Source organism: Mesorhizobium sp. WSM4845, assembly GCF_055811455.1.
In genome coordinates, this window is the sequence record NZ_JBVVQA010000014.1 from 62887 (window position 1) to 89430 (window position 26544).

The window sequence follows — 26544 nt, forward strand, 5'->3', positions numbered from 1 at the left end:
CCGCGGGCGCGGGCCCAACGCCCCGGGGCGGGCGGGGGCGCCCACGCCGCCGGCCTGCCACTTTACCCGGCAGCAAACGGCCCGGGCCGTGGCCGGCGCGGGCCTCTTTCATCGTTGGCGCGAGCTAGCGCATCATCATGCGCTGGGTGTCGCGGTTTTGCGTATATGTGGCCTTGTCATAGGGAGCCTGCGCCTCGAGCTGCTCCTTGGTGAAGTTCGTGTAGAGATAGCGATTGCCATCCTTGTCGGTCATGAATTTAAGGTTGTCCATGCCGATCGCCACTTCCTTCTCGCCAACGCCGAGGAAACCACCGACGTCGATGATGACGGCGTCGACCTTCTTGTCGCCGGTCAGCACGACGTCACCAATCTCACCGACGTTGACATCGTTGGCGCCATAGACGGTGGTTCCAACCAAATCCTCGGAGCGGATTTCGTTGATCGGCATTTCGGTCAGCGCCGACTTGTCGATCGCCGCGGTCTTCGTCTGGTCGGGGGTTTCGTCAGGCGTTGTTGCAGCCGGAGCCTCGGCCGTCTTGTCCGCCGGCGCCGGAGCAGTGGTGTCAGGCGTTGCTGCAGCCGGAGCCTCGGCTGTCTTGTCCGCCGGTGCCGGAGCAGCCGGGTCTGGCGTCGTCGCCGGAGCCTCGGCTGTCTTGTCCATTGGAGCCGGAGCAGCGGGTTCAGGCGTTGCCGCCGGAGCTTCCGCAGTCTTCTCCGCCGGGGCTGGAGCCGCAGTGACAGCAGGGGTGGTGGTCACTGGCGCCGGCGTCGCCGCGTCAGTCGATGCGGTTGTCGCCGGGGCGGGATCATAGGGCTCGCGGTCGAACTCCGGCAGCGCCTCCAGGTCTTCCTTCGTGGTCTCGGCGACCAGCCAGCGGTCGCCGTCCCTCTCCGCCCACTTGGCCTTGTCGAACTGATAGGCGACATTCTTTTCGCCAACCTCGAGGAAGCCGCCGACGCCAATGATCAGCGACTCGGCCTTGCCATCCTTGGCCAGGACGATATCGTTCACGTCGCCGATGTTTTGAGCGTCGTCGCCAGTGCCGTTATAGACGGTTTCGCCGATGATGTTCGTGGCAAGGTTGCCGTCGGCACTCTTCACAGGTTCGGCCAGAGCTGCGGCGCTATCGGCTGGAGCCGCCGGAGCATTCTGCGCCGTTGTATCCGTCGAGGTCGATGGAGCGGGAGCCGTAGCCGTGGTGTCGGTGGCCGTAGGAGCCGGATCATAGGGCTTGCGATCGAAGTCCGGCTGAGCCGTCAACTCATCTTTTGTGGTTTCGGCAATCAGCCAGCGGTCGCCATTCCGTTCGGCCCATTGCAGCTTGTTGTAGTCGAAAGCGACATTCTTGGCACCGACGCCAAGAAAGCCGCCGACGCCGATGACGACGGATTTCGCCTGACCGTTTTCATCGAAGACGACATCACTGACCTCACCGATGTTCTCGGCATCGTCGCCGGTGCCGTTATAGACGGATTCACCAATGATATTGGTCATCAGGCTGCCCTCGGCCCGCGCAACGGGAGCCGCCGGAGCGGTCTCCTGGACCGCCGGGTCCTGGGTGGGCGCCGGTGTTGTGGCTTCCTGCGCATACGCACCGGTCGCAATCAACGCTGCCAGTGCGGTGGTGGATAAAAGGGTGCGGATCATCGTAATCCTCCTCGTGCGTTATCTCTGGCCGCGAGCAGGGAGATCGGTCGCGGCGTTACACATTTCACAACGTCGTGACCGCGCCGTTGTTCCGACACCAGGGCGAGCGTTGTGAAAAAACCACCCGAATCGCGCTCAATTATGCGTTTGGCCGGGTGACATTGGCTCCTGTATTTTCGTTAGAGCTGCGGAACTTTTTTTCAACCGCCCCGTTTCGGCCCATGGCTCGGTCTGTTGCGGCCGATGATTATCCAATGGTAGCCAAGAAAAATCGGAGCGGGGGAATGCGATTTGCGGCGGTGCTGAACCAGGAGGGCGGCACCCTGCGAACGATTGATCTCTCCGCCTTCACCGACCGGATGCGCCAGGCATTGGAGGCAGCAGGTCACTGCATCGATATCGAAATCGTTGCCGGCAAGGACATCGTCGCAACGCTGGACCGCATCGCTTCCAGGCACAGTGTCGACATTGTGCTGGCCGGTGGCGGCGACGGCACCATTTCGGCCGCGGCGGCTCGGTTGATGGGCAGCAAGAAAGCATTGGCCATTCTGCCGGCTGGCACGATGAACCTGTTCGCGCGCGGGCTCGGCATTCCACAGACCCTTGACGCGGCCGTGAAATCTTTTGCCGACGGCGAGGTTATCGCAGTCGATATGGCAACCGCCAACGGTAAGCCATTCGTGCATCAGTTCTCGATCGGCATGCATGCCAGGATGGTTCAGCTTCGCCAGGCCATGGAGTATGGCTCGCGGTTGGGAAAGATGCGGGCTTCGGCAAAGGCTGCCTGGGCGGCGATCAAAAACCCTTCGGCGATGAAGGTGACGCTGACCATCGGCGAGGCTGAGATCGTGACGCGCACCACTGGCATCGGCATCACCAACAATCTGTTCGGTGAGGGTCATCTGCCCTATGCCGACAACCCCGCCGGCGGCGTGCTCGGCATCTATGTCACGGTGGCGCGGCGGCGTGGCGAACTGGTCAGGGTCCTCTTCGACATGGCGCGCGGCAAATGGCGCGACAGTGAGCATGTGGAGATCCACCAGGCTGACCGGGCCGTTTTGAAACTCCACTCGGCTGCGAAGACATTTCGCGCCGTCATGGATGGCGAACTGGTCAGGCTTGACCGCGAAACCACGATCGAAATTCATCCTGGTGCGCTGAACGTTCTCGTCCCGCCGCGCGCTGTCCAGGCGAAGGCCGCGTGATGCATCCCGGCATAGTCGATCGGAAGGCTTCAGCCTCTGGGAATCTCGCCCTGTTCGTTCCTGGGAAGCTCGCCCTGTTCGGTTGTCGGCGTCCGGTCTATCATGTTGCCGTAGATCTCAGCGATGCCCCAAGCGATAAACGCCAAAAGCAGCGCGGCGATCAAGATACGGAAGGTGTGCCACCCCCAGCGTCCCTGGCGGGCTTTGTCTTCAGGAACGATCTTGGGCATGATCGGCCTCCATTTCGTTTGGCGCTGGCATTTCTTTTGGCGCTGGCATGTCGGTTGGCGCTGGCGGCGCGGCTGGCAAAATGTGGTTGGGTAACGGTTCCTCAGGGCGAAGGTTCCGGTTTCAGGGCCCGGCAACTGGGCCCAGCGCGGATGGCTGCAAGCCGATGCATTTGGGGGCCTTGTGAATAGCACGGTAGTGAAAAAGCCGAATCTGCCGGTCGATGTCCTTGGCGTGGTAAGGGCGCAGGACCGGCTTGCCGTACTCCACAGTCTCGACGCAATCGACCCGGCGGCCGATCCTGACTTCGACAAAATCAGTTGGCTCGCCGCCGCGGCGATGCAAGCGCCCGTCGCGCTGGTGACGCTCGTCGATGTCGAGCGGCAATGGTTCAAGTCCTGTGTCGGCCTCGACGAGACCGAGGCCGCGACCGATACGTCTTTCTGCGCCCACACCATCGCCGCCGGCGACCAGCCGATGGTGGTGACCGACGCGACCACGGATTCACGCTTCAACGCCAGCCCGCTGGTCACTGGCGAGCATCATTTCCGTTTCTATGCGGGTGCGGCGATTGTGGTGGCCGGCGCCCGGGTCGGCACGCTCTGCGTGCTCGACCGGAGGCCGCGCGCGTGGCCGTCCGCCGCCCAGCTCGAACAATTGACGGCGCTCGCCAGCCTCGCTGCCAGCCTGTTCGCGTTGAAGAACGCCACCCGCAACGCCGCCAGCGCCGCTGCGGCACTGGCGCGCGAGGAAAAGCGGCGCGGCATTGCGCTCGATGCCGCATCGCTCGCGAGCTGGGCATGGGATATCCATAGCGATATGATCGAATGCGATGCCCGATTGTCCGAGCTGTTCGACCTGCCGCGCTCGACCCGGCTGAGAGCACGCGATATCCTCGCCGCCATCGACCCGCGTGACGCCTACCACACCGAGACGCGCTTTCGCGACGTGCTGAGCGGCGGCGACGATTATTTTGGCGAATACCGCGTCAAGGGCTTCAGCCCGCCGCGCTGGCTCGCTACGCGCGGCCGGGTCATCGAGCGTGACGGCGACGGCAAGCCGACGCTGATCTTCGGCGTCAACTACGACATCACCGAACGCAAGCTCGGCGATGAGCGGCAGCGGCTGTTGCTGCGCGAGCTGAACCATCGCGTCAAGAACACGCTGGCCACCGTCCAGGCGCTGGCGACGCAGACAGTTCGCCATGCCCGCCAGCCGAGGGATTTCCTCGACGCCTTCAGCGCCAGGCTTCAGGCGCTGGGCGCCGCCCACAGCCTGCTGTCCGACCGCGAGTGGCGCGGCATTGGCATCCGCGAACTCGTGCAGATCGAGGTCAAGCCATTCGACACCGCCGATCAGCCGCGCATGACGATCTCAGGCGCCGATCTGCTGCTTTCGCCCGACCAGGCAGTCGGGCTTGGCCTGATCCTGCATGAACTGGCCAGCAACGCGCTGCAACACGGAGCGCTGTCGGCGGTGTCGGGCAAGGTCGATCTCGACTGGGAGGCACAGGTTAGGAAAGGCGCCCGGCGCCTGGTGCTGACCTGGCGCGAAAGCGGCGGGCCTGAAGTTGCCTCGCCCGAACGCCACGGCTTTGGCTCGATCCTGATCCGCCGCAGCCTGGCCAAGGTCATCTCCAGTGAAGTGACCCACGAATTCCGGCCGGAAGGCGTGTTCGCCGAAATATCGATGCCGCTGGAGGATCTGCCGAAGTGACCGCTCGACTATGGACCCGAACCAAAGGTCCGCGTCAGGGAAAAGTGGAACCCGGTTTTTCGGATCATTGCCGAACAAGAAGAAGAAACGCTTCGAGCTATTTCGCCGCGCCGGCATCCGGATCGTCGGCATCGGGCTTTGTGTTCTCGCGGTAGATGGCGTAGGCGGCGAGCGCAATCGCCGGGGCGAGTATGGTGCCGAGGCCGCCTTTCCCCTTGAGTAGCGCCGGCAGCACGGCGAGCGCGGCCGTGATGCCGACCGCCTTCATATCGGCATTGCGCCTCCGCGCCCGGCGTCGGGCGCGCGCGCCGGCCGACAGTTGATGGATGAGCAGGAGGAGCCCTGCGATCACCAGGAAGCCGACCCCGAAACCAAGGCAAGCTGCCATCGGCCCATAGCGACCCGCCACCCAGACATAGGCCGCTCCGACGAGGAAACCGAGGCCGCACAGTGCTGCAAGTGCTGCGAACGCATAGACGATCGCAGCCGTGCGCGCGCGGCGCACGGCGGCAACGGCTTCACCCGAGGCGAGGCCCGAGAGTAACGATGCCAGCATTCCCATCTGGGCTGAGACTAGCGGCGTGCGAGAAGCGCAAACAGAAAGCCGACGCCTGCCGCGATTGCCAGCGACGTGACCGGCTTTTCGCGCACGCTCGCCACCACTTGAGCTTCGATATCCTTGGCGTTGCTACGCATATTTTCAAAGGCTGCTTCGCCTTGGGAGCGCAATTGCTCGACCCCTTCCGCAGCAACCCGACGAGCAGCCCCGTAACCGTGTTGGCCGGTCTCGGCCAGCTGTTCGGTGAGTTTCTGAATGTCGACTTTCAGCTGCCTGATGTCTTCTTCAAGGTCCGAATTCGGCCGGCTTTCGTTCGGGGACTTTCCTGCGGCAGTCGCCATTGCTTGACTCCTTGCGTTTGCTCGGGTCGAAACGTTCGACCCACCCCAAGGTTCCGAAATCGGAACAACTGCCATGAAAGGGTGTTTGCGCGGCCGAGTCCAGCCGGCACGTCTCCGCTAGCCGCTCAGATCAGCGGTCGGCGACCTTCGCTCAACCCTTCCCAGCGGGCGAGGTCCTTGAGCCTTTCGTTGTCGACCACCTCGCAGCCGCCGTCGCGCCAGAAGATAAGCTTGCGGTCGATCAGCTTGCGGATCGTCTTGTTGGTGTGGACCAGCGACAGGCCGAGCGTATCGGCGAGGTGCTGCTGAGTGATCGGAATCTGCACGGGCTTCCTGCCGTTCAACCCGACCACCCTGGCGCGAGTGGAGATGGCGCGAGTGGAGATGAAGGCGATGAGATAGGCAGCACGCTCGAGCGCGGTGCGTCTGCCGATACTGAGCAGGTTCTCGTCGAGCATGCGCTCCTCTCGCGCAGCGATCCAGGTGATGTCGTAGGCGAGGCCCGGATGGCTGCGGTAGAGTTCGGGGAGGGCCTCCCGCTCGAAGAGGCAGAGCAGCATCGGCGACAGAGCTTCCACGGAGTGCTGCATTTCGCCCATCAGACTGCCTTGCAGACCAATGAGGTCGCCTGGCATGGAATAATTCAAAATCTGCCGGCGGCCATCCGACAGCAATTTGTAACGGAAGGCCCAACCCGACAGCACTGTATACAGATGGGCACTGCGGCTTCCCTCAACCAGAACCGTGTCGCCCTTCTCGACGGCCAGTTCGCCCTTTTTGAAGCCATTGACGAAGACGAGTTCCTGCTTCTCGAACGCCCGGAACGCCGGCAACGGCCGCAGTGGGCAGTTCTCACATGAATACCGGCGGGCGGACAAGGAACGGCCGTTCTGGCCAGACATTTCAATCCCTCTGCGAAGCCCTCTTCCGGAGGGCGATAGCAAACGTCCTGCAGGCGTCGAGGTTCCGCCATCTGCGGCGGCATGTCTTTTTTAAATGACAGGATGCGAAATAACTTTAAATGACAGGAAGCCAAATAGGGATCATGACTCCTAAAGCCCTTGCGCTCCCTGTTCCCTGCGCCCCACGGAGACATCGCCACGTGCCCCCATTGCTGGACGGATTGCGGATTCTTGTTCTGGAGGATGAATTCCTGATCGCCATGGATGTCGAGCAGCTTTGCCGCGACTATGGCGCCGGCGATGTGGTCGTCGCCCGCGATCTGGCTGAGATCGATCGGCAGAGCATTGCCTCGCGATTCGACGCGGCCATCGTCGACCTCATGCTGGGCGGCACTTCGACACTCGATTTCGCTTCGCGGCTGCACGAATCGGGCGTGCCTTTCGTCTTCGCCTCGGGCCATTCCGACATGGACGAAATCAAGGTGACGTTTCCGGATGTCAGATTGGTCACCAAGCCCTATTCGGGAGACGATCTCGTGGAGGCAGTGGCGTCGGCGTGCGGGCGCGGACCTGTTGTTTGATGTCCCAGAAACCGGAGCCCGATTACAGGGTCCCATTACCGGTGGTGCGTATTCAGGCGGCGTTCGACCCCGTCACCTGAGCCGAGATCGCATCCGGACCAAACTCGTCATCGCCGGAAATCTTCAGGATTTCCTGCAGCCGCGTGCGGGCGCGGCTGACGCGGCTCTTGATCGTTCCGACCGCACAGCCGCAAATTTCGGCGGCTTCCTCGTAGGAAAAGCCCGACGCGCCGATGAGGATGATGGCTTCGCGCTGGTCCTCAGGCAATTGCTCGAGCGCGCTCCGAAAGTCCTTGAGGTCGAGTTGGCCGTGCTGGGCCGGATGGACGGCTAGCCTGGCGGTCATGATGCCGTCGCTGTCCTGCACCTCGCGGCCGCGCTTGCGCATCTGCGAATAGAATTCGTTGCGCAGGATGGTGAACAGCCATGCCTTGAGATTGGTGCCCGGCTCGAAGCTCTCATGCTTGTCCCACGCCTTCACCAGCGTTTCCTGCACCAGATCGTCGGCCTTGTCGGCGTTTTGCGTCAACGACACGGCAAAGGCCCGCAGGCTCGGAATCGAGGCGAGCAGATCCGTCTTGAAGCTCTGGGACACGGCCGCCATGCCTCAATCCTTTTTCCGTGCAGGTGCAGGTTGGGCCTGTTCCAACTGTCTGAGCAATTGGGCGAAGCGATCCGGCACATTGTCGGAGACCAGCTCGTCGTAATATTGTTTGAGTTTGCGGCCGATTTCCGAGTTTGGCCCGAGCGGGTCGCCGGAAGCAGCCCGGCGCCTGTTCGTTGCAGCGCCAGCCGTGTTGTCTTTCCTCATGTCGTCATTTCGCCCTTTGTTCCCAGTACCCTGCCGCCCTTCAATACACGACGCAAAGCAGGCGGCCCCCTCGTCTGGTTGCCAGTCCCGATCTCAAACGCCTTCCGCTTAGATTAGTTCCAAGGCCTCGGAACTTTTTCGGAAAGCCGGCGTTTATGTCTTCAGGGTTTTATTTTCGGGGCTTGTCATCAGCTTGGCCTGCAACCTATGCAATTACGTCAGAGGGAGACGTCTATCATGAGCCTATCCGCAACCATCGCTCCACACCTGCCGTTCCTGCGCCGCTTTTCGCGGGCCGTCTCCGGATCGCAGGAGAGTGGCGACGCGCTGGTCGCCGCGATGCTTGAAGCCATCATCGCCGACGTCGACATCTTTCCGAACGCGTCGAACGACCGCATCGCGCTCTACAAGGTCTTCGCCAGGCTGTTCACCTCGGTCGCCATCCGCGTTCCGCAAGAACACCCGCAGTCGGCGTGGGAACAGCGCGCCGCCGCCAATCTGAACGCGATCTCACCCCGTCCGCGCCAAGCCTTCCTGCTGGTCGCCGTCGAAGGTTTCAGCGAAGACGAGGCGGCGGAGATCCTCGACGTCGACGATCAGGAGTTCTCCGAGCTTCTTGCCGAGGCCAGCAACGAGATTTCCCGCCAGGTGGCAACCGATGTGCTGATCATCGAGGACGAGCCGCTGATCGCCATGGACATCGAGCAAATGGTCGAGAGTCTGGGCCATCGCGTTGTCGGAACGGCGCGTACCCATGCCGAGGCGGTGGCGATGTTCGCCAAGACGCGGCCGAAGATGGTGCTGGCCGACATCCAGCTTGCCGACGGCAGCTCGGGCATCGAAGCGGTCAACGAGATCCTGTCGACCACCCCGGTGCCGGTGATCTTCATCACCGCTTTTCCCGAGCGCCTCCTTACCGGCGAGCGGCCGGAGCCGGCATTCCTCGTCACCAAGCCGTTCAATCCGGAGATGGTCAAGGCCCTGATCAGCCAGGCGCTGTTCTTCGACCGGCATGCGAAAGCCGCTGCATAGGGCCGGGCAGCCCGGCCCTGAGCGCCCCTTTCCACAGTTCCTCTGATCGCCCGTTTTCCACAGATGGTAGAACTGGCCGCTTGCGGCCGGCGACCATCACTTGCAACTCCCTGCGCATGATGGTCCTTCGAGTCAATTCGAGCGGGAAAGCTTTCCAGGGATCGTCTTTTTCGGAAATGCTGGAACAAACGGCAGCGAAAGACGTTTTTGGCATACTATTTGAAGGAGATGGACCATGCTTTACTGGGCCCTCGTATTTCTCGTCGTCGCGATCATTGCAGGCGCTCTTGGCTTCGGCGGTATTGCCGGCACCTCGGCTGGTATAGCGCAGATATTGTTTTTCATCTTTCTCGCGTTCCTGATCATTTCGCTTATTGCGGGCTTGTTCAAACGCGCGTCGTGAACTGCGATCGAACACTGGGAGCCGCACCCCTCAAGCGGTTTCCAGCTACCGCCGGGCGATGTCCTTAGCAGGACGTCGCTCGGCGGACTTCTTTTTGGAACCCAATTTTCCGTCAGCCGTTCAGCCTGCATTGGGCGGGCGAACTGACCGATGCAATCCAGAGTGGGAGACATGAAAGACAGCGGACGGAGCGATGAGATCATTGCTTTGCAGTCCGCTGAGAGTGGAATGCAGCTTGGCCGGGCCCTTCTCCATGCACTGCACAATGCCGGTATTTCGGTTCTCTATCAGGATCGCGAGATGAACACCGTCTGGGCCCGCAACATGCGCCCGCCCTGGATTGCCGACACGGGGATTTCCGGCACGGAGGTTTCCGACACGGGGGGTTCCGACACGGGCGACGGCAACGGCATCCTGCCGCTTGCGCAGGCGGAGCGCATCGGCGCGGCCAAACGCAAGGTCGTCGCATCCGGCAATCCGGAACATCTTGAGCTCAGCATTCCCGCCGACGATGGCGTCCGCTGGTTCCAAATATGGGTAGACGCGGATCATGACGACGGCGGCGCCGTGCAGGGCGTCGTCACCACCATGGTCGAAACGACCGAGCAGAAACGTCGCGAGCAAACCCTGAAGACGCTGCTGCGCGAGGTCAGCCACCGTTCGAAGAACCTTTTGGCCATCATCCAGAGCATCGCCACCCAGACCAGCCGTTATTCGGACACGCTCAGTGATTTCCTGACACGCTTTCGCGGCCGGCTGCAGTCGCTTGCCTCATCGCAGGACCTGGTGACCTCGTCCAACTGGCGGGGAGCGGCATTGCGCGAACTGGTGTCCGGCCAGGTCGGCCGCTATGGAGCCGACCCTGTGCGCAGCCTGCGTTTTCGCGGTGCAAACCCCTACCTCAATCCCAATGCCGCCCTGCATATCGGCTTGGCCATGCACGAACTTGCCGTCAATTCTGTCAGTTATGGCGCTCTGTCGCGAGCCGACGGGTTCGTCGAGGTGACGGCCGACCTGACGGCCGCTGCCGCTGGCGAGACCGCACTGTCGCTGACATGGGCCGAGGCCATCGGAGCCAATGACAATCAGCCCAGCGAGAAGCGCTTTGGCAGCGTCGCGCTTGAGCGCGTCGTGCCTGCGTCGTTGAACGGCACGGCGAAACTTGAAATCAGCGGGGATCGTCTCGAGTACCATCTCGTCGTTCCTCGCAGCAATTTCGAGACGGATTGAAGGGGCAACAGCCGAGCCCGAGGGGGTTGGGCAAGAGCTGGGATTTGATACCGGTCGCGCCGGCTTAACCATCTGTTCACCATAAAGTTCGATGCTGTTTTTCTCAGGCACCACTCCGCATGACGTTTTCGATCGCAGTTGCTGCGCACGGGAGGAATGGCTTTGACGGTTGCCGACATCAACAGGCTGGAACAGGCCGCACGCGTTTCGATGAGCGGGTTTCAGGATCCCGAAGCATCCGCAATGCGGTCGCCCCGTGCTTCCCTGCCGATCCTCGGCCTCGCCGCAATCGGGCTGGCTGCAGTGGTCGTCCTGGCCGCCGCGTTCCAGTTGGTCTAGTGCATGTCACGCAAAGGGATGCCCTCGGGCTTGAACCGAGGGTGTGCAGCGGTTTTGCGATAACAATTTAATGCAAAGCGTCGGACGCAAGTGGCCGGCGGCTCGCGCTTGCCTGATGTCGGCTTGATCTCCAATGGTCGCGCCAGCCGGCATCGCAGGAACTTTGGCGGATGTGGCCCGTTCTATGGCGGGAGGACCGTCGCCATGGAACATATCGCTGCCGTGCTGCTGGTCATCGGCTGTTCGAACACGATGACCGAGTGCCGTGAATTGCCCGTATCGGTGAGCGTTTTCGAAACCGCTCAGGAGTGCACAGCCGCGCGTCCGTTTGCCATGAGCGATGTGCAGGGTCAGGCTCCGCGCATCATTGCCAAATGCCTTTCGGTCGATCCGGCACTTGAGGATGATTACGACCAGATCGTCTGGAACGTGCGCGCAGACGGCACGCTCGACGCTTCCGTGGAGATTTCCGACCTCGAGCTTGCCTCGAGCGGCACGCGTCCGGAAAAAGACTCTCTTAGCCAACAATGAAATCGAACAGGGCAAAACACTTTTTCGCGTGATAAATGACGGGCGGAGCTACAATTGAGGACAAAGGCGAGGAGTGACCCTATGCGGAAGATGATTATTGCCATGGTTGCCGCAATCGCGGTCAGCGGTTGCAGCACCACCGAGCAGGATGTCGGCGTCGGCGCCGGTGTCGGCGCTCTGGCCGGCGGCCTGATTGACGGCGGCAAGGGTGCGCTGGTGGGCGCAGCCATCGGTGCCGGTACCGGCCTGCTGGTGCGCAACCTGCGCAATGGCTATTGCCAGTACCGCGACAACCGTGGCCGTCTGTTTACGGCGCGCTGCTGATCCGTTTCAAACGCAAGAGGCATTGGAAGCGGAGACCGGACGAGCCGGTCTCTGTTTACTTGGACGCTGTATTTGGGACGCTGTATTTGGGCGCCTTCGAAAACGCTCGGTTTGCGGCAGTGTTTCAGTCCGACAGCGGGATCCTGATTTCCACGCTCAACCCGCCATCGTGAAAATCGCGATTGATCGTACCGCGCAATTCGCGCGTCACGTTCAGATCGATCAACTTGGTGCCGAAACCGGTTTTGACAGGTGGCTCGAGCTTCTTCTTGCCGGCTTCGCGCCAGTTGAGAACCAACGTTCGGTCGCTCCTGTGGCCTTCGACCGACCAGTCGACCTTGAGTGACCAGTCGCCGTTCCTGGTAATGGCCGAATTGCCGGTTTCCCCATATTTTAGCGCATTCGTCGCCAGTTCGTGAAAGGTCAGGCCGAGCGCTTGCGTCGTCGTCTCGTCGAGCAACACCTCTGGCCCCGACAATATCCCGTCGGGAAGCTCCTTGCCGAACACCTGGCCAAGCTCGATGCGCAAGAGATCGCCAAGATCGGCCTTCTGCCAGCGCGAGCGCGTCAGCATGTCCTGGGACGCCGCCATCGCTTGCAGCCGGGCCGAAAAAGAGGACGAGAACTCGTGGACGTCGGTGGCGTGCGACGCCGTCTGGCGCGCAATCGCCAGCACCCGCGTGATCGAGTTCTTGATGCGGTGCTTCATCTCCTGCAGCATCAGGTCTTTTTCGAGCAGGCTTTTTTCCGTCGTCTCATGAAGCAGCGAGACCGCGTCATAGGCCCGCTCCTGATAGCGCGCCACCAGCGCGATGGTTCCCGCGAGCAGCAGGCCGAACAGGCCGAGCATCACCGGAATGGCGCGCGAGGACGGTTGCGAGAAGGCGCTTGTCGGCCTGAACAGGACGGTCCATGGACGCCCGGCGATGGTGAGTTCGCGAGAAACCAGCAACCTGTCGCCGAAGCTCGACGCCGGCGGCGTTTCCGACTGGAACAAAAGATGGTCGGCATCCACCTTGCCGTCATAGATTTCGATGTTGACCGGCAGCAACGGCGTCCGGCTGAGCGCGGTCTGGAACAGGTCGCGGGCGCGGAACGCCGCATAAAGCAAGCCTGTTGTCGAGGATCTGGACGCATCGATGCCGTCCGCCGCGGTTTCGATGTTGAGCCGCACGAAGACCAGGAAGCCGGTGAAGGTCTGCGCAGCACCTGTTTCCTGGCCCAGCTGCACGCGCCCGCTCGCGTGCTGCTGGTTGTCGGCCATCGCCCTTTCGATCGCCTCGCGCCGCACCGGTTCGGTGAACATGTCGTAGCCGATGCCGGATTGATTGGAAGGGTCCAGCGGCTCGAACAGCGTGATGGGCGCACGCCATGGCAGCGTTGTCGTGGCCGGATAGATCGCATCGCTGACGCCATAGTCGTGCAGGATGGCACGCTCGACGGCTGCCTCGTCGCCGGCTCTCACCAGCCGGAGAAAGCCGATGCCGCGCAGGCCGGCGAAATTGTCGTTGATACCCAGCGCATCGAAGAACGCCTTGAACTCGCTCCGCGAAATGTCACCATTGCGAGCCTCGAACAGCGCATGTGTCGATCGCAGCAGTGACAGATGCAGGTCGATGCGGCTATCGATCCGGTTGAGGGCGTCGTCCGCCGTCGCCTCGAATTTGATGCGCGCCGCTTCCTGAGTGGCGAAATAGGCGAATCCCGCCATTGTCAGGCTGATCAGCGCGACGGCAATGAACGCGACGATCGGGAAGAACTTCTTCAAATTGCTGCTGCGACCCATGGTTCCCCATCTTATGGGCAAGTCCCCGTGGCAACACAATGGCGCGGCCAAACCATCATGACGGCTGGCATATCACATGACAGGTAGTTGACGCTTCAGGCGGCGATCTTCAGCGCGCCTGGTCCCGGAATGGCGCCGGGCGGGCACTTGCCCAGAATGATCATGCCGAGCACCTCGTCCTGGGTGACGTCGCCGGTGCGCGCCGTTCCAACGACCCGGCCATTCTTCATGACGCAGACGCGGTCGGCAAGCTCGAACACATCGTGGATGTCATGGCTGATCAGGAAGATGCCGATGCCGTCGGCCTTGAGCTGCATGACCAGTTCGCCGACCTGCGCCGTTTCCTGCGGTCCCAGTGCCGCCGTCGGCTCATCCATGATCAGGATGCGGGCGTTGAACAGGATGGCGCGCGCGATCGCCACCGACTGCCGCTGACCGCCCGAAAGCTTGATCACGGGGTCCTTGAAGCGCTGGAAACGGGGATTGAGCCTGCCCATCACCTTGCGCGCCTCGGCCTCCATGGCGCCATCGTCGAGCGTGCCCCAGCCGGTCATCAGCTCGCGGCCGAGGAACAGGTTGGCGGCGGCATCGACATTGTCGGCGAGCGCCAGCGTCTGATAGATCGTCTCGATGCCGTATTTCTTGGCGTCGCGCGGATTGGCGATCGAAGCCTCCTCGCCATTGACGAAGACCTGGCCCGAATCGCGCTTGTAGGCGCCGGACAGGATCTTGATCAGCGTCGACTTTCCCGCGCCGTTGTGGCCGAGCAGCGCCACGACCTCGCCCGGGAAAAGGTCGATCGACGCATCGTCGACGGCGCGAATGCCGCCGAAGGCAATCGAGATGTTGCGCATGTCGATCAGTGGCGTGGGAGCAGTCGTGTCAGCCATGATCGTTCCTTTCCATGGTTTTGCCGAGCATGATGCTGGACCGAGACGGATGTCCACTTTTCGCTGACGCGGACCTTCGGCTCGGGATCATGCTCAGACCCGCTTGCGGTAGACTGTGTCGAGCCAGACGGCGACGACCAGCACGGCGCCGACGACGACGCTCTGAAGCGGCGAATCGATGCCGAGCAACACCATGCCGGACTGCAGCGACTGCATCAGAAGCGCGCCCAGCATGGCGCCGAGCACCGTGCCGGAGCCGCCGGCCAGCGACGTGCCGCCGATGACGGCTGCTGCGATGACCAAGAGTTCGTCCAGCGTGCCCAGCGCATTGGTCGCCGCATTGAGGCGGGCCGAAGCAATTGCCGCGCTGATCGCGGCCAGAACGCCCATGATCATGAACACTTTCATGGTCACCCAGCGCGTGTTGATGCCGGCGAGTTCCGCCGCTTCCGGGTTGCCGCCGATGGCAAAGACGTAGCGGCCGAAACGGGTGCGCCGGGTAATGAAGGTCATGACGATGCCGACTGCGACCGCGATCAGCACCGGTATGGCGATGCCATGGGCGATGAACAGCCCGCCTTCGGGGATGGTGATGCCGTTCCGCTGGGCGTATTGGCGCACGATGCCGATCGGCCAGGGATAGGAATTGGCGATCCAGACGGCGCCGAGGATGGCGGCGCAGGCGACAACACCAAGCAGGCTCTCCGCCCAGACCGGGCGCAACGGAAACTTGAAGCGCTTGCGCTGCGACCGGCCGTTGAGCAGCATCAAGGCGACGGCCACACAGGCGAGAATGCCGACGATCCAGCTCGCGGTCGCCCCAATCGAGCCACGCGGCCCGCCACCCATCAGCTGGAACGTGGCATCGAGCGGCGCGACGGTGCGCCCGCTCGTCATCAGCCACGCCATGCCGCGCCAGATCAGCAGGCCGCCCAGCGTCACGATGAAGGCCGGAACCTCGAGATAGGCGATGATGAAGCCCTGAAGCGCGCCGATCATGAGGCCAAGCGCCACGCCGGCAGCCAGTGCGATGACCCATATCCAGGGATTTCCAAGCTGGAATCCGATGACGCGGATGAGGAATTCTGCCTGCGCAACGCCCATCACCATGCCGATGACGCCTTCGACGGAGCCGACCGAAAGATCGATGTTGCGCATCACGATGACCAGCACCATGCCGGTCGCCATGATCGCGACCGAGGAAGTCTGCACCGACAGGTTCCAGAGATTGCGCGGCGTGAGGAACAGCCCGCCCGACAGGATGTGGATTCCAACCCAGATGATCAGCAGCGCGCCGACCATGCCGAGCATGCGTATGTCGAGCTCGGTCGCCTTGAGGAAGCGGCCGAAGGGGCTGAGCTCGGATTCACGCGCCCGATCAGCAACCGGCGTGTTGGAAGTCGTGTCGGTCATGATGTCCTCCCACCGTTGCCGTCTGCCGCGGATGCCGGAAGCAGCTTAGAAATTACCCGCGAGACGCGGAAAAACAACTCTTTTGAAAAAAACGCCGCGGCGTGAAGCCGCGGCTTTTCAGGTTTTTTGGCGAAGGCGGATCAGTTGCAGACCGGGACGGTGCCCGCCGCCACGCCGGCGCAGACCTCTTCCTGCTTGATCCAGCCGGCGTCGATGACGACGTTGAGATTGTCCCTGGTGATGGCAATCGGCGTCAGGAACAGCGACTTGACGACATTGCCGCCCGGCGTGGTGAAATCCTTGACGCCGGCAATGTCTGTCATCGGCTTGCCGTCGGCCAGCTGCGAGGCGATCTCGGCGGCGTTCTTGCCGAGCTCGCGCGCGTCTTTCCACACCGATACGGTCTGTGTGCCGAGCGCGATACGGTTCAGCGCGGCATGGTCGCCGTCCTGGCCCGAAACCGGGACGGATCCGGCCAGGCCTTGCGCCGTCAGCGCCGCGACGACGCCACCGGCGGTGCCGTCATTGGCGGCAACCACCGCATCGACCTTGTTGTCGTTGGCGGTCAGGAACTGTTCCATGTTCTTCTGGGCGTTGGCGGGAAGCCAGCCGTCCGTATAAGCCTCGCCGACATTCTTGATCTTGCCGCTGTCGATGGCATCCTTGAGCACTTCCATGGAGCCGGCGAACAGGAAATCGGCATTAGGGTCGGCGCCCGAGCCCTTGATGAAGACGTAATTGCCTTCCGGCGCCACCTTGAACACTTCGCGGGCCTGCATGCGGCCGACTTCCTGGTTGTCGAAGGTCAGATAGAAGACGTCCTTGTTCTCGATCAGCCGGTCATAGCCGACGACCGGAATGCCTTCGTCCAGCGCCTTCTGCACCGCCGGACCGATGGCCGAGGCATCCTGCGCAAGGATGATCAGCGCGTTGGCGCCCTGCGAGATCAGGCTTTCGACGTCGGTCAGCTGCTTGCCGGGATTGGACTGTGCGTCAGCGGAGATATATTTGTCGCCGGCGGCCTCGATCGCCGCCTTCATGGCGGCTTCGTCGGTCTTCCAACGCTCTTCCTGGAAGTTCGACCACGAAACGCCAATGACCTTGTCCTTGGCCTGCGCGGCCGACGCGAGCGTCAGCGACATGGCGACCCCCGCCAGAATGGCGGCTGCGAATCTCTTCATGATATTCCTCCCTGCGCCGCGTAGGGCGCGACCAACTGGCCCGAAGGCCGGCACAAAGGCTCTATTTTTTCGAGCCTCGAAAAAATACTGGTCCAACGCCGAACCGCTGTCAACACCAATTCTGATGGATTTTGAGGTCCTGTCGGGCTTTTTTTCGAGGCTCGGAATAAATAATGACAGCCCCTTCTGCTTCTGCCAGTATTTGTCGGCATTACCGACGGCCTTCCGATTCATGAGCGGCCGCGGCGATGAGGAGGAAACAAAAAATGTCGGTGGGAATCCGTCATGACGATCTGCGCCGGCGCAACCGGGCGATGGTGATTTCGGCCGTGCGCCGGGCAGGCCAGCCGTCGCGGACCGAGATCGCCGCGACCACCGGCCTCAGCCATTCGACCATATCCGCGATCTCTGCCGACCTGATCCAGGAAGGCATCCTGGCCGAGAGCAAGGCGAGCGAGACGGTTTCGCTGAAACGCGGCCGGCCGCAGGTCGGCCTCAGCCTCAATCCGCAAGCCGCTGCGGTGTTGGCCGTCGTGTTGTCGCTGAATTTCCTGTCGGTCGCCGTCATCGATTATGCCGGACAAGTGGTCGCCGAGGAACAGCGCCGGCTGGACACGCTGACCATGTCGCGCGACGAGCTGATCGGCGAATGTGTCGCCATCGTCCGGCGCCGGCTCGAAGATCCCGACCTCGATGTCCAAAGCGTCGCCCGCATCGCGCTGGCGATCCAGGGCATCACCGATTCCCACGCGCGCGCCATGTTGTGGTCGCCGATCACGCCGCAGACGAACATCGCCTTCGCCGACATTCTGGAACGCGAGTTCGGCATCCCGGCCATCATGGAGAACGACTGCAACATGATGGCCGTGGCGCTGCGCTGGCGCCACCCGGATCGCTACCGCGACGATTTCATCGCCATCCTGCTCTCGCACGGCATCGGTATGGGGCTGGTGCTGAAGGGCGAGCTGTTCACCGGCACCCACTCCTCGGGCGGCGAATTCGGCCACATGATCCATCGGCCGGGCGGCGCGCTTTGCCGCTGCGGGCGGCGCGGCTGCGTCGAGGCTTATGCCGGCAACTACGCCATCTGGCGCAATGCAAGGCAATTGAGCGAAAACGCCGAGCCGGTCGCCGATGTCAGCGACGCCGAGATGCGGGCACTGGCGGCCCGGGCGCGCGAGATGGACGGACCGGAGCGCGAAGCCTACCGCAAGGCCGGCGAGGCGCTCGGCTTCGGGCTCGGCAGCCTGTTCGCGCTGATCGATCCGGCGCCCGTGGCCATGGTCGGCGCCAGCGCTGCCGCCTTCGACCTGATCGAGCCGGCGCTGCGCGAGGCTATCGCCCAGACCGCCGGCGGCCAGCATTCGGGTTCGATTTCCTTCGACACCGAGCCGAACGAGTTGCCGCTGATCCGCGAAGGCTGCGCCATGCGGGCGCTAAGCTTCGTCGACCAGGAGATTTTCGCGCCGAGCATCCAGGCACGAGCCGGCTCGGTCGGAAAGAACGTGGCTTGAAGGATTCCCGGGTCGCGACTTGGGGTGTGTTGAGATTCAGGTCAGGCCGAGTCGAGAATGGTGGGTTCCGAGAACCGGAGCGGAGCGTACTTTTGGGTACGTCAGCACCGGAAGCGCAGGTATCAGCCGTTCGCAGGCCGGCATCACCTGAACCATCAGCTAGGCCGTGAACTCATAAATGCGGGGATGACCAAGATGGGTGAAATGGGAAGCTGTCCTTAAAGGTTGCGGAGGTTCAGCCGGGGATAGGGGTGCGGAAGCCGTGAGTGTCGCAAAGCTTTTTGGCCCTGCCATCGATTTTGGAGTCACTATCAATTTCTTCGACTTCGACAGCCCCATCTGTCTTATGCGCAAAGAAGAGAATGGAGGTCGACACGCTGCCACCATTCGTAAGCCCACAAAGGTAGACACCCCCACTTTCTCCTATGCGAGCCATCGCGATCCACACTATTGGTTCCGTCGAGATGGCAAGGTGCTTCCGGATTGCAAGCTTCAAGGGAGCTACATCGCTAAGCGTGATGTCGTGGGGAAAGGTTTTCTCGGTGGCATCTTGAGCTAATGCCGAACTAGTCCACGCTCCGACGACAATCCATGCAAGAAGAATTAAACCTCGCGTCATCCGAACTCCACCGGTGCAAGTTGCCTTTGTGATTAGGATGATTGCGAAGGGAAGGTATTCCAAGTCGGAAAGCGTCCGCAATGGATCGCTTTCCGACTGAGGCTTTCATATTGAGGCGGAATCTGATCTCGCTAGGAGGTCGCTATAGCAAGAACCCGGTCATCCATTCCGCGCTGTAGAATCCTGCGGCAAGTATGATAGCGATGGCAACCAGTCCGGTCCAAATACCCCGCATAGCGAAGGGCGACAAAATAGCCATTGCGGGGATACCAACCCGGACCAATGCTGATCTCAGATAGATTTCCTTGTTCGCATAGTTCCAGGAGCCGCCCTCCTCGGTCCCTCCGTCATTCCCCAAGGATAGCACCGCTGCGCAGCCGGTGGTGGCCAGCATGCGGCCGCCTTCGAAGCTTCGAGATAGTCAAGGACGAGCAACAGGAGGAAAACGCAAAGAGATGCTAGGACTGCCATTTCGATGAGGCTCGGCTTGCGGACCATCATGGCCACTACTGTATGTCGCCGCGGTTCCGCTTTCCACCCATGCCGGTCATGCCGAATTTATGAGTTCACGACCTAGTCTTCCCTGATCGCATAGCCCGCGCCGCGGATGGTGCGGATGACATCGGGCATGCGACCATTGTTGACCGCCTTGCGCAACCGGCCGACATGGACGTCCACCGTGCGCTCGTCGATGTAGATCGTCTCGCCCCAGACATTGTCGAGCAACTGGCTGCGCGAGAAGACCCGGCCGGGGTGGCGCATCATGAATTCGAGCAGCCGGAATTCGGTCGGCCCGAGCCGGATCTCGCTCTTCTTGCGATAGACCCTGTGCGATTCACGATCGAGCATGATGTCGCCGACCTTGAGCACGCTGGACAGCACTTCGGGCTTGGCGCGGCGCAGCAGCGCCTTGACTCTGGCCATGAATTCCGGTGTCGAGAACGGCTTGACCAGATAGTCGTCGGCTCCGGTCGAAAGGCCGCGCACCCGGTCGCTCTCCTCGCCGCGCGCGGTCAGCATGATGATCGGCAGCCGCTCGGTTTCGGGGCGCACCCGAAGGCGCCGGCAAAGCTCGATGCCGGAAACCGCCGGCACCATCCAGTCGAGCACCAAAAGATCGGGCACGTTTTCCTGCAGCCGGATTTCGGCCTCGTCGCCGCGCGTCACCACCTCGACCTGATAGCCTTCGGATTCAAGATTGTAACGGAGGAGGACGCCCAGCGGCTCTTCATCCTCCACCACCATGATGCGCGGCGCGATCATCGGCCGGTTACTCCTGTCATGTCGCCAGCGCCGACATCGTCGTTTCGTCGAGCTTCGGGCGATCCGCCGGCAATTGCTGCCCGGTCACGACAAAATAGGCGTTTTCGGCGATGTTGGTGACATGATCGCCGATACGCTCGAGATTCTTGGCGCAGAACAGAAGGTGCGTGCAGGCGGTGATGTTGCGTGGGTCCTCCATCATGTAGGTCAGGAGCTCGCGAAAAACCGCCGTGTATTTCACGTCGATCTTCTGGTCGTCGGCGCGCAGTTCCTTCAACGCGCCGGCATCGCGCGACACATAGTGCTCAACCACGCCGCGCAGCTGCACAAGAACGAGATCCGCCATCGCATCGATACCGTGCGACAGATTCCGCGGCGTCGCGCTCTGCCCGACTGCGCTGACCCGCTTGGCTATGTTCTTGGCCAGATCGCCGATGCGCTCGAGATCGCCGGCCATGCGGATTGCGCCAACCACGGCGCGCAGATCCTGCGCCATCGGCTGCCGTTTGGCGATCAGCGTGATGGCGCTGTCGTCGAGTTCGCGCTGCCGCGCATCCATGATGGCGTCGTCCGAGACGACGCGCTGCGCCATCGCATTGTCCGACGCAAGCAACGCGCGGATCGAGGCCGCGACCATTGCGGCGGCGAGCTCGTCCATGTCGCGGATCAGCCGGTCGATGTGCTCCAGTTCCTCGTCGAAAGATGCGACGGTGTGTTCACCCATGGTGCTGTCCTCGTGTTCGAAATTCGCCGGACCGCTCAGCCGAACCGGCCGGTGATGTAGTCCTGGGTGCGCTTGTCGTCGGGGTTGGTGAACATCTTGTCGGTCGCGCCCTCCTCGACCAGATACCCGAGATGGAACATCGCCGTGCGTTGCGACACGCGCGCCGCCTGCTGCATCGAATGGGTGACGATGACGATCGTATAATTCTGGCGCAGTTCGTCGATCAGTTCCTCGACGCGGGCGGTGGCGATTGGATCGAGCGCCGAACAGGGCTCGTCCATCAGGATCACTTCCGGCGACACGGCGATGGCGCGCGCAATGCAAAGACGCTGCTGCTGTCCGCCGGACAGACCGGTTCCCGACTCGAGTAGGCGATCCTTGACCTCGTTAAACAGGCCGGCCTTCTTCAGGCTCGATTCGACGATGCCGTCCAACTCGGCCTTGCTCCTGGCCAGGCCGTGGATGCGCGGACCGTAGGCGACGTTTTCGTAGATCGACTTCGGAAACGGGTTCGGCTTCTGGAATACCATGCCGACGCGAGCTCGCAGCTCGACGACATCGATTTTCGGATCGTAGACGTCCTCGCCGTCGAGCGTGATCTTGCCGCTCACCCGCGCGATATCGATGGTGTCGTTCATTCGGTTCAGGCAACGCAGGAACGTCGACTTGCCGCAGCCCGATGGCCCGATCAACGCCGTCACCTGATGCTCGCGGACATCGAGATCGACGTCGAACAGAGCTCGCTTCTCGCCGTAGTGAACAGAGACCTTTTCGCCCTTCATCTTGATCGAAGGGGCGTTGGTTGCGCTGCTCAGTTTCTGCTCGACGCCGGCTTCCGTCATGATGTTCATATCCTCTACTCCTTACCAGCGCCGCTCGAAGCGCCTGCGCAGTATCACCGCGATGGCATTCATGATGACCAAAAACACCAGCAAAATCAAAATCGCCGCCGAAGTCTTCTGCTGGAACCCCGCTTCCGGGAAATCCGCCCACATGAAAATCTGCACCGGCAGGATCGTCGCGGGATCGGTGAAGCCGCCGGGAATGTCGACGATGAAGGCGACCATGCCGATCATCAGCAACGGCGCGGTTTCGCCGAGCGCATGCGCCATTCCGAGGATGGTGCCGGTCATGATGCCCGGCATCGCCAGTGGCAGGACGTGATGGAATACGGTCTGGACCTTGGACGCTCCGATGCCAAGCGCCGCCTCGCGGATCGAAGGCGGCACGGCGCGCAGCGAAGCGCGCGAGGCGATAATGATGATCGGCAGGGTCATCAGCGCCAGCACCATGCCGCCGACCACCGGGGCTGAGCGCGGCATGCCGAAGAAATTCAGGAATACGGCAAGTCCAAGCAGGCCGAAGACGATCGAAGGCACCGCCGCCAGATTGTTGATATTCACTTCGATCATCGTCGTCAGCCGGTTCTTGGGCGCAAATTCCTCAAGATAGATCGCCGCTGAAACGCCGATCGGGAAGGCGATTGCGAGGGTTACGATCATGGTCAGGAACGATCCGACGACCGCGCCCCAGACACCAGCCAATTCCGGCTCGCGGCTTGCGCCGGTGAAGAAGAAGATCGAGTTGAACCGGCTTTCGATCAGGCCGGCGCTCTTCAGCGTGTCGAGCCAGACGATCACCTTGTCCGAAATCTTTCGCGATGCTTCCGGCGTCTCGATGACGCGCAGGAATGCCTGGCCGCTCGCGGCGGGCGCCGTGCTGTCCAGCGCCTCGATCACCGTGCCTTTTGCGATCACCGTGCCGTTGGCCGCAGACGACAGCGAGGTCAGCTTGACCGTGCCGCCATTGAACGCGACCAGCAGCGACGACGCGCCGCTCGTCAGCGTAAACATGCCGTTTTCGCCCTCGGTCGCACCATGGCCGCGCGCCAGCGCCAGCATGGCATCGTCGCCGAAGGTCAGATCGATGTCGCCGCTGGTTTCCGAAGGCGTGACGCTTGTCGAAATCGCTTCGTCCGAACCGACGTCGGCAAGCAAACCCTTGAGATAGAGGTCGGCAAAATCGTCAAGTGGAACCGCATAGTCCACCGTTCCTCCGAGCATCCCCGGATCAGCCGCAATATCCTTGCGCAGGAACACGCCTGTGCCGGTGGAAATCAGCCCGCGCAGAAGGCGCTTGTCCTGGCGGCTCTTCACATCCGGAAATTTTGCCGTAAGCGCTTCCTGAGCGATGGCGTCGTAGTTCACTTCATCGAGTTTCGCCGGGTCGACCTTGGCCGCTGAAAGATCGATCGGCAGCGTCACATAGTTCTGCCGCAGCGCCGGAATCGCCTGCGTGACGATCGTCGACAGGAGCAGCACAAGGAACAAGCCGGCCAACGCGACAGCTGCGGCGCCGAGCCATTTGAACCACGTTTCGGTACGGTAGCGGCCCTTTAGCCGCGCCTTCGCGGCATCGTCGGTATGAATGCTGACCGGCCGTCCGACGGCGCCGAATGACGAGATCGCATCAGTCATATTGCTCTCGGTATTTCTGGACGACGCGCAAAGCGACGATGTTGAGGGTAAGCGTGATGCAGAACAGCACCAGGCCGAGTGCGAATGCTGCAAGCGTCTTGGCGCTGTCGAACTCCTGGTCGCCCACCAGCAGCGTCACGATCTGCACGGTCACGGTGGTGACTGCTTCGAGCGGGTTGGCCGTGAGGTTTGCCGCCAGCCCCGCCGCCATGACCACGATCATCGTTTCGCCGATCGCGCGGCTGACGGCAAGCAGCATCGCCGAAACGATGCCCGGAAGGGCAGCGGGAAGGACCACCTTGCGGATGGTTTCCGACTTGGTCGCGCCGAGGCCGGCAGAACCGTCTCTCAGGGATTGCGGAACGGCGTTGATTACATCGTCGGAAAGCGAGGAAACGAAGGGAATGATCATGATACCCATGACCACGCCTGCGGCGAGCGCGGATTCAGACGCGACGTTGAGGCCCAGGCTTTCGCCGATACCGCGGAAGTAGGGCGCAACCGTCAGCGCGGCGAAGAAGCCGTAGACGACGGTCGGAATGCCGGCGAGGATTTCCAGAACCGGCTTTGCGACCGCGCGGACGCTTTTGGAGGCGTAATCCGAAAGGTAGATCGCAGCCATCAGCCCGATAGGCGCAGCCACCAGCATGGCGATGAAGGTGATGAGCAACGTGCCGGCAAAGAGCGGCACCATGCCAAAAATGTCCTCGTTGACCGCCCCGGCCTCCGCTCCCGCGCCGGTGAAGGCGCTCTGCGGCGACCAATGCGTGCCGAACAGGAACTTGTAGAACGGCACCTGTTGGAAGAACCGCAGCGACTCGAAGATAAGCGACAGGACGATGCCGATCGTCGTCAGGATCGCGACCACCGAACAGGCGATCAAGGATGCGCGAAGAACGCGCTCGACCACGTGGCGCGCCCGGTAGGCCTGTGCGATGCGGGAATAGGCCCAGTAAAATCCGGACGCGGAAAGCACGAGCGCGACGGTCCAGATGATCCAGGTGCTGGTCGCATGGACCGATTTGTAGAGGGCGGCGGCCGCCTCTTTCGTCGGATCGGCAAAGCCGACAAGCCCGCCAAAGGCCATCGCGCGAGCGTCGCGGATGAAAGCTTCGACCTGCGGGACGCCCATTCCCGACAACTCGGAGGAGAAGCGGTCGGTAACGATCGACGATTCAATTCCTGGCGTCACCAGCGACCACAACACGATCGCAAGCAGCGCGGGACCGGCGGCAAAAAGCGCCAGAAACGTGCCATGCTGGCCAGGCAGCGAATGCAGTCGCGCGACGTCGCCATTGACGCTGGCAATAGCGCGGGTCCGGCCGAGCCAATAGGCAGCAGCGGCCAGAACCACCAGAAAAACAACGAGATAACCGACCATGATTCGGGACGTCCCCTCGACCGCCGGTCATTCACCGGCTCAAAGCACGGGACCTATGGTCCCGCGCTTTGTGCTTTAGGATATGAGGGGTCAGAGCGGTACGCTCGGACCCCCGAAACATCAGGAGCCCATGCCCTTCAGGGCCTTGGCGTTTTCGGCCGACTTGGCGCGCTCGGCGTCCGGCAGCGGGATCAGGCCCTTGTCGGCCAGATAACCATCAGGACCCCATGCAGCCTCCGAGGTGTACTCGGCGATGAACTCCTGCATGCCGGGAATGACGCCGACATGCTCTTTTTTGGCATAGACAAAGAGCGAGCGGGAAACGCCGTAATCGCCGGATGCGATGTTCTCGAAAGTCGGCTCGACGCCATCGACCTTGTGGCCCTGCAGCTTGTCGGCGTTCTGGTCAAGGAACGAGAAGCCAAAGACGCCGAAGGCATTGGGGTTGGCTTCCAGCTTCTGGACGATCAGATTGTCGTTTTCGCCGGCCTCGACAAAAGCGCCGTCTTCGCGAATCTCGCCGCAGCCCTTTTCATTAGCCGCCTTCACTTCTTCCTGACAGGCCGCATCCATGACGAGCTCAACGAATGCATCGCGGGTACCGGATGTCGGCGGCGGGCCAAGCACCTCTATCTTTGTCGCGGGAAGGGATGAATCGACATCCGACCAGTTCTTGTAGGGGTTGGGGACGACCTTGCCGTCAACAGCGACGTTCTTGGCGAGCGCCTTGAAAACCTGTTCCTTGGTCAGATCGACGACAGTCCCTGCCTTCGAGTTGGCCAGTACGATGCCGTCGAAGCCGACCTTGATCTCGACCGGCGTCACGCCGTTTGCCTTGCAGGTTTTAAGCTCGCTATCCTTGATGGCGCGCGAGGCATTGGTGAAGTCGGCGGTATTTTCGCCCACGCCCTGGCAAAACAGCTTCATGCCGCCGCCGGTGCCAGTCGACTCGACGACCGGGGTCTTGATCTTTCCGCTCTGGCCGAGCTTTTCAGCGACAGCCGTCGTGAAGGGGAACACTGTGGACGAACCAACGATTTGAATCTGGTCGCGCGCGGCGGCATAACCAGCCGACGCGGCGAGCGCAAGCGCCGCGGCCGACGCCGTAAGGAGGAATTTCTTCATGTGGCCTGCTCCTGTTCGGAAAAATGGTCTCTCAGCGCCATTCCTTCGGCGCCCGCTGAGGCCATAGCCCCCGATTATTACAGTCACATGACAGTTTGATGTCAGCCCGGTAACCGCCGCACAGCCCTGTCGAAAAGGCAGCGCTGCGGGTCTCGCCGCAACAGCCGTGGTTTGCCGCTGGAATCAGCAGCTTGCGCGATTTGCGGCCGGCATTTGCCTGGACGGACGGACAATTGGCGCCGAAAAAGAAAATCCGGGCGGGAGCGCGTTGCATGCGGCCAAGGAGGTCATGGCCGTGCCATCGCCGAAGCAGGTCCGTTG

Annotated in this window: 29 protein-coding genes; 10 read left to right on the top strand and 19 right to left on the bottom strand. The window is 62.1% G+C overall.

Going from position 1 to position 26544, the window contains the following annotated elements:
- Positions 1-124 precede the first annotated feature (124 nt).
- Positions 125-1648, bottom strand: a complete 1524-nt coding sequence (locus AC0L2C_RS17345) for a PRC-barrel domain-containing protein (protein WP_473523980.1) — start codon at positions 1646-1648, stop codon at positions 125-127.
- Between the two features lie 284 nt (positions 1649-1932).
- Here AC0L2C_RS17345 and AC0L2C_RS17350 point away from each other — a divergent pair, with 284 nt between their 5' ends.
- Entirely contained in the window at positions 1933-2853 is a 921-nt protein-coding gene (locus tag AC0L2C_RS17350; protein ID WP_473523981.1) for a diacylglycerol/lipid kinase family protein, read from the top strand.
- A 29-nt stretch (positions 2854-2882) separates the two neighbouring features.
- Here the strand turns inward: AC0L2C_RS17350 and AC0L2C_RS17355 are convergent, their stop codons facing one another.
- A complete protein-coding gene (locus AC0L2C_RS17355; protein WP_023797117.1) occupies positions 2883-3083 on the bottom strand; it encodes a hypothetical protein in 201 nt (66 codons plus the stop codon).
- A 196-nt stretch (positions 3084-3279) separates the two neighbouring features.
- On the opposite strand from AC0L2C_RS17355, the gene AC0L2C_RS17360 reads away from it, so the two are divergent.
- Complete coding sequence (locus AC0L2C_RS17360; protein WP_473523982.1) at positions 3280-4797, top strand: sensor histidine kinase; 1518 nt, start codon at positions 3280-3282, stop codon at positions 4795-4797.
- Positions 4798-4894: 97 nt separating this feature from the next.
- On the opposite strand, the gene AC0L2C_RS17365 is transcribed toward AC0L2C_RS17360, so the two are convergent.
- The 3 genes from AC0L2C_RS17365 to AC0L2C_RS17375 form a co-directional block, all read right to left on the bottom strand.
- Positions 4895-5359, bottom strand: a complete 465-nt coding sequence (locus tag AC0L2C_RS17365; protein ID WP_473523983.1) for a hypothetical protein — start codon at positions 5357-5359, stop codon at positions 4895-4897.
- A gap of 11 nt (positions 5360-5370) precedes the next feature.
- A complete protein-coding gene (locus tag AC0L2C_RS17370) occupies positions 5371-5697 on the bottom strand; it encodes an ElaB/YgaM/YqjD family protein (protein ID WP_287066577.1) in 327 nt (108 codons plus the stop codon).
- 125 nt (positions 5698-5822) lie between these two features.
- Positions 5823-6599 (bottom strand): Crp/Fnr family transcriptional regulator, encoded by a 777-nt coding sequence (locus AC0L2C_RS17375; protein WP_287066579.1) that lies wholly within the window; start codon positions 6597-6599, stop codon positions 5823-5825.
- A 260-nt stretch (positions 6600-6859) separates the two neighbouring features.
- Here AC0L2C_RS17375 and AC0L2C_RS17380 point away from each other — a divergent pair, with 260 nt between their 5' ends.
- Positions 6860-7180 (top strand): response regulator, encoded by a 321-nt coding sequence (locus AC0L2C_RS17380; RefSeq protein WP_473496905.1) that lies wholly within the window; start codon positions 6860-6862, stop codon positions 7178-7180.
- 52 nt (positions 7181-7232) lie between these two features.
- Here the strand turns inward: AC0L2C_RS17380 and AC0L2C_RS17385 are convergent, their stop codons facing one another.
- Together AC0L2C_RS17385 and AC0L2C_RS17390 are read right to left on the bottom strand one after the other, a co-directional pair.
- A complete protein-coding gene (locus AC0L2C_RS17385; protein WP_023797110.1) occupies positions 7233-7784 on the bottom strand; it encodes an RNA polymerase sigma factor in 552 nt (183 codons plus the stop codon).
- A gap of 3 nt (positions 7785-7787) precedes the next feature.
- The gene (locus AC0L2C_RS17390) at positions 7788-7991 is read right to left on the bottom strand and encodes a NepR family anti-sigma factor (protein WP_287066581.1); all 204 of its coding nucleotides are present in this window, start codon (positions 7989-7991) and stop codon (positions 7788-7790) included.
- Between the two features lie 237 nt (positions 7992-8228).
- Between AC0L2C_RS17390 and AC0L2C_RS17395 the strand changes: the two genes are divergently transcribed.
- From AC0L2C_RS17395 to AC0L2C_RS17420, 6 genes are all read left to right on the top strand, one after another.
- Positions 8229-9023 (top strand): response regulator, encoded by a 795-nt coding sequence (locus AC0L2C_RS17395; protein ID WP_023797108.1) that lies wholly within the window; start codon positions 8229-8231, stop codon positions 9021-9023.
- Positions 9024-9258: 235 nt separating this feature from the next.
- On the top strand, positions 9259-9426 hold the full coding sequence (locus tag AC0L2C_RS17400; protein ID WP_023797107.1) for a DUF1328 domain-containing protein: 168 nt from the start codon (positions 9259-9261) through the stop codon (positions 9424-9426).
- A 150-nt stretch (positions 9427-9576) separates the two neighbouring features.
- On the top strand, positions 9577-10656 hold the full coding sequence (locus tag AC0L2C_RS17405) for a sensor histidine kinase (protein ID WP_473523984.1): 1080 nt from the start codon (positions 9577-9579) through the stop codon (positions 10654-10656).
- A gap of 156 nt (positions 10657-10812) precedes the next feature.
- Positions 10813-10995, top strand: coding sequence for a hypothetical protein (locus AC0L2C_RS17410; RefSeq protein WP_473523985.1), 183 nt, complete (start codon positions 10813-10815; stop codon positions 10993-10995).
- A 204-nt stretch (positions 10996-11199) separates the two neighbouring features.
- Positions 11200-11526, top strand: a complete 327-nt coding sequence (locus tag AC0L2C_RS17415; RefSeq protein ID WP_473523986.1) for a hypothetical protein — start codon at positions 11200-11202, stop codon at positions 11524-11526.
- Between the two features lie 81 nt (positions 11527-11607).
- Positions 11608-11850 carry a YMGG-like glycine zipper-containing protein gene (locus tag AC0L2C_RS17420; protein ID WP_027153471.1) on the top strand — a complete coding sequence of 81 codons (243 nt, stop codon included), beginning with the start codon at positions 11608-11610 and terminating at the stop codon, positions 11848-11850.
- 124 nt (positions 11851-11974) lie between these two features.
- On the opposite strand, the gene AC0L2C_RS17425 is transcribed toward AC0L2C_RS17420, so the two are convergent.
- The 4 genes from AC0L2C_RS17425 to xylF all read right to left on the bottom strand — a co-directional run bounded on the left by AC0L2C_RS17425 (position 11975) and on the right by xylF (position 17120).
- Positions 11975-13618, bottom strand: a complete 1644-nt coding sequence (locus tag AC0L2C_RS17425) for a CHASE domain-containing protein (protein ID WP_473524018.1) — start codon at positions 13616-13618, stop codon at positions 11975-11977.
- Positions 13619-13731: 113 nt separating this feature from the next.
- Positions 13732-14526: an ATP-binding cassette domain-containing protein gene (locus AC0L2C_RS17430; protein WP_128246030.1), complete on the bottom strand. Its 795-nt coding sequence runs from the start codon at positions 14524-14526 to the stop codon at positions 13732-13734.
- A gap of 93 nt (positions 14527-14619) precedes the next feature.
- Positions 14620-15939: a sugar ABC transporter permease gene (locus tag AC0L2C_RS17435; RefSeq protein WP_287259261.1), complete on the bottom strand. Its 1320-nt coding sequence runs from the start codon at positions 15937-15939 to the stop codon at positions 14620-14622.
- A gap of 140 nt (positions 15940-16079) precedes the next feature.
- Positions 16080-17120, bottom strand: coding sequence for a D-xylose ABC transporter substrate-binding protein (xylF, locus tag AC0L2C_RS17440; protein ID WP_091593248.1), 1041 nt, complete (start codon positions 17118-17120; stop codon positions 16080-16082).
- 266 nt (positions 17121-17386) lie between these two features.
- Between xylF and AC0L2C_RS17445 the strand changes: the two genes are divergently transcribed.
- On the top strand, positions 17387-18634 hold the full coding sequence (locus tag AC0L2C_RS17445) for an ROK family protein (protein WP_287175720.1): 1248 nt from the start codon (positions 17387-17389) through the stop codon (positions 18632-18634).
- 235 nt (positions 18635-18869) lie between these two features.
- Here AC0L2C_RS17445 and AC0L2C_RS17450 read toward each other — a convergent pair whose 3' ends face one another.
- The 8 genes from AC0L2C_RS17450 to AC0L2C_RS17485 all read right to left on the bottom strand — a co-directional run bounded on the left by AC0L2C_RS17450 (position 18870) and on the right by AC0L2C_RS17485 (position 26223).
- Positions 18870-19253 (bottom strand): hypothetical protein, encoded by a 384-nt coding sequence (locus AC0L2C_RS17450; protein WP_287229973.1) that lies wholly within the window; start codon positions 19251-19253, stop codon positions 18870-18872.
- 142 nt (positions 19254-19395) lie between these two features.
- The gene (locus AC0L2C_RS17455; protein ID WP_473523987.1) at positions 19396-19647 is read right to left on the bottom strand and encodes a hypothetical protein; all 252 of its coding nucleotides are present in this window, start codon (positions 19645-19647) and stop codon (positions 19396-19398) included.
- A 179-nt stretch (positions 19648-19826) separates the two neighbouring features.
- Positions 19827-20516: a phosphate regulon transcriptional regulator PhoB gene (gene phoB / locus AC0L2C_RS17460; protein WP_031254097.1), complete on the bottom strand. Its 690-nt coding sequence runs from the start codon at positions 20514-20516 to the stop codon at positions 19827-19829.
- Positions 20517-20532: 16 nt separating this feature from the next.
- Entirely contained in the window at positions 20533-21240 is a 708-nt protein-coding gene (gene phoU, locus AC0L2C_RS17465; protein WP_473523988.1) for a phosphate signaling complex protein PhoU, read from the bottom strand.
- 35 nt (positions 21241-21275) lie between these two features.
- Positions 21276-22091 carry a phosphate ABC transporter ATP-binding protein PstB gene (gene pstB / locus AC0L2C_RS17470; protein ID WP_023797094.1) on the bottom strand — a complete coding sequence of 272 codons (816 nt, stop codon included), beginning with the start codon at positions 22089-22091 and terminating at the stop codon, positions 21276-21278.
- Between the two features lie 12 nt (positions 22092-22103).
- Entirely contained in the window at positions 22104-23717 is a 1614-nt protein-coding gene (gene pstA, locus AC0L2C_RS17475; protein ID WP_473523989.1) for a phosphate ABC transporter permease PstA, read from the bottom strand.
- Positions 23710-25098, bottom strand: coding sequence for a phosphate ABC transporter permease subunit PstC (gene pstC / locus AC0L2C_RS17480; RefSeq protein WP_473523990.1), 1389 nt, complete (start codon positions 25096-25098; stop codon positions 23710-23712). Before pstC ends, pstA begins: the two co-directional genes overlap by 8 nt.
- A gap of 120 nt (positions 25099-25218) precedes the next feature.
- The gene (locus tag AC0L2C_RS17485) at positions 25219-26223 is read right to left on the bottom strand and encodes a PstS family phosphate ABC transporter substrate-binding protein (RefSeq protein WP_128181844.1); all 1005 of its coding nucleotides are present in this window, start codon (positions 26221-26223) and stop codon (positions 25219-25221) included.
- Positions 26224-26544 lie beyond the last annotated feature (321 nt).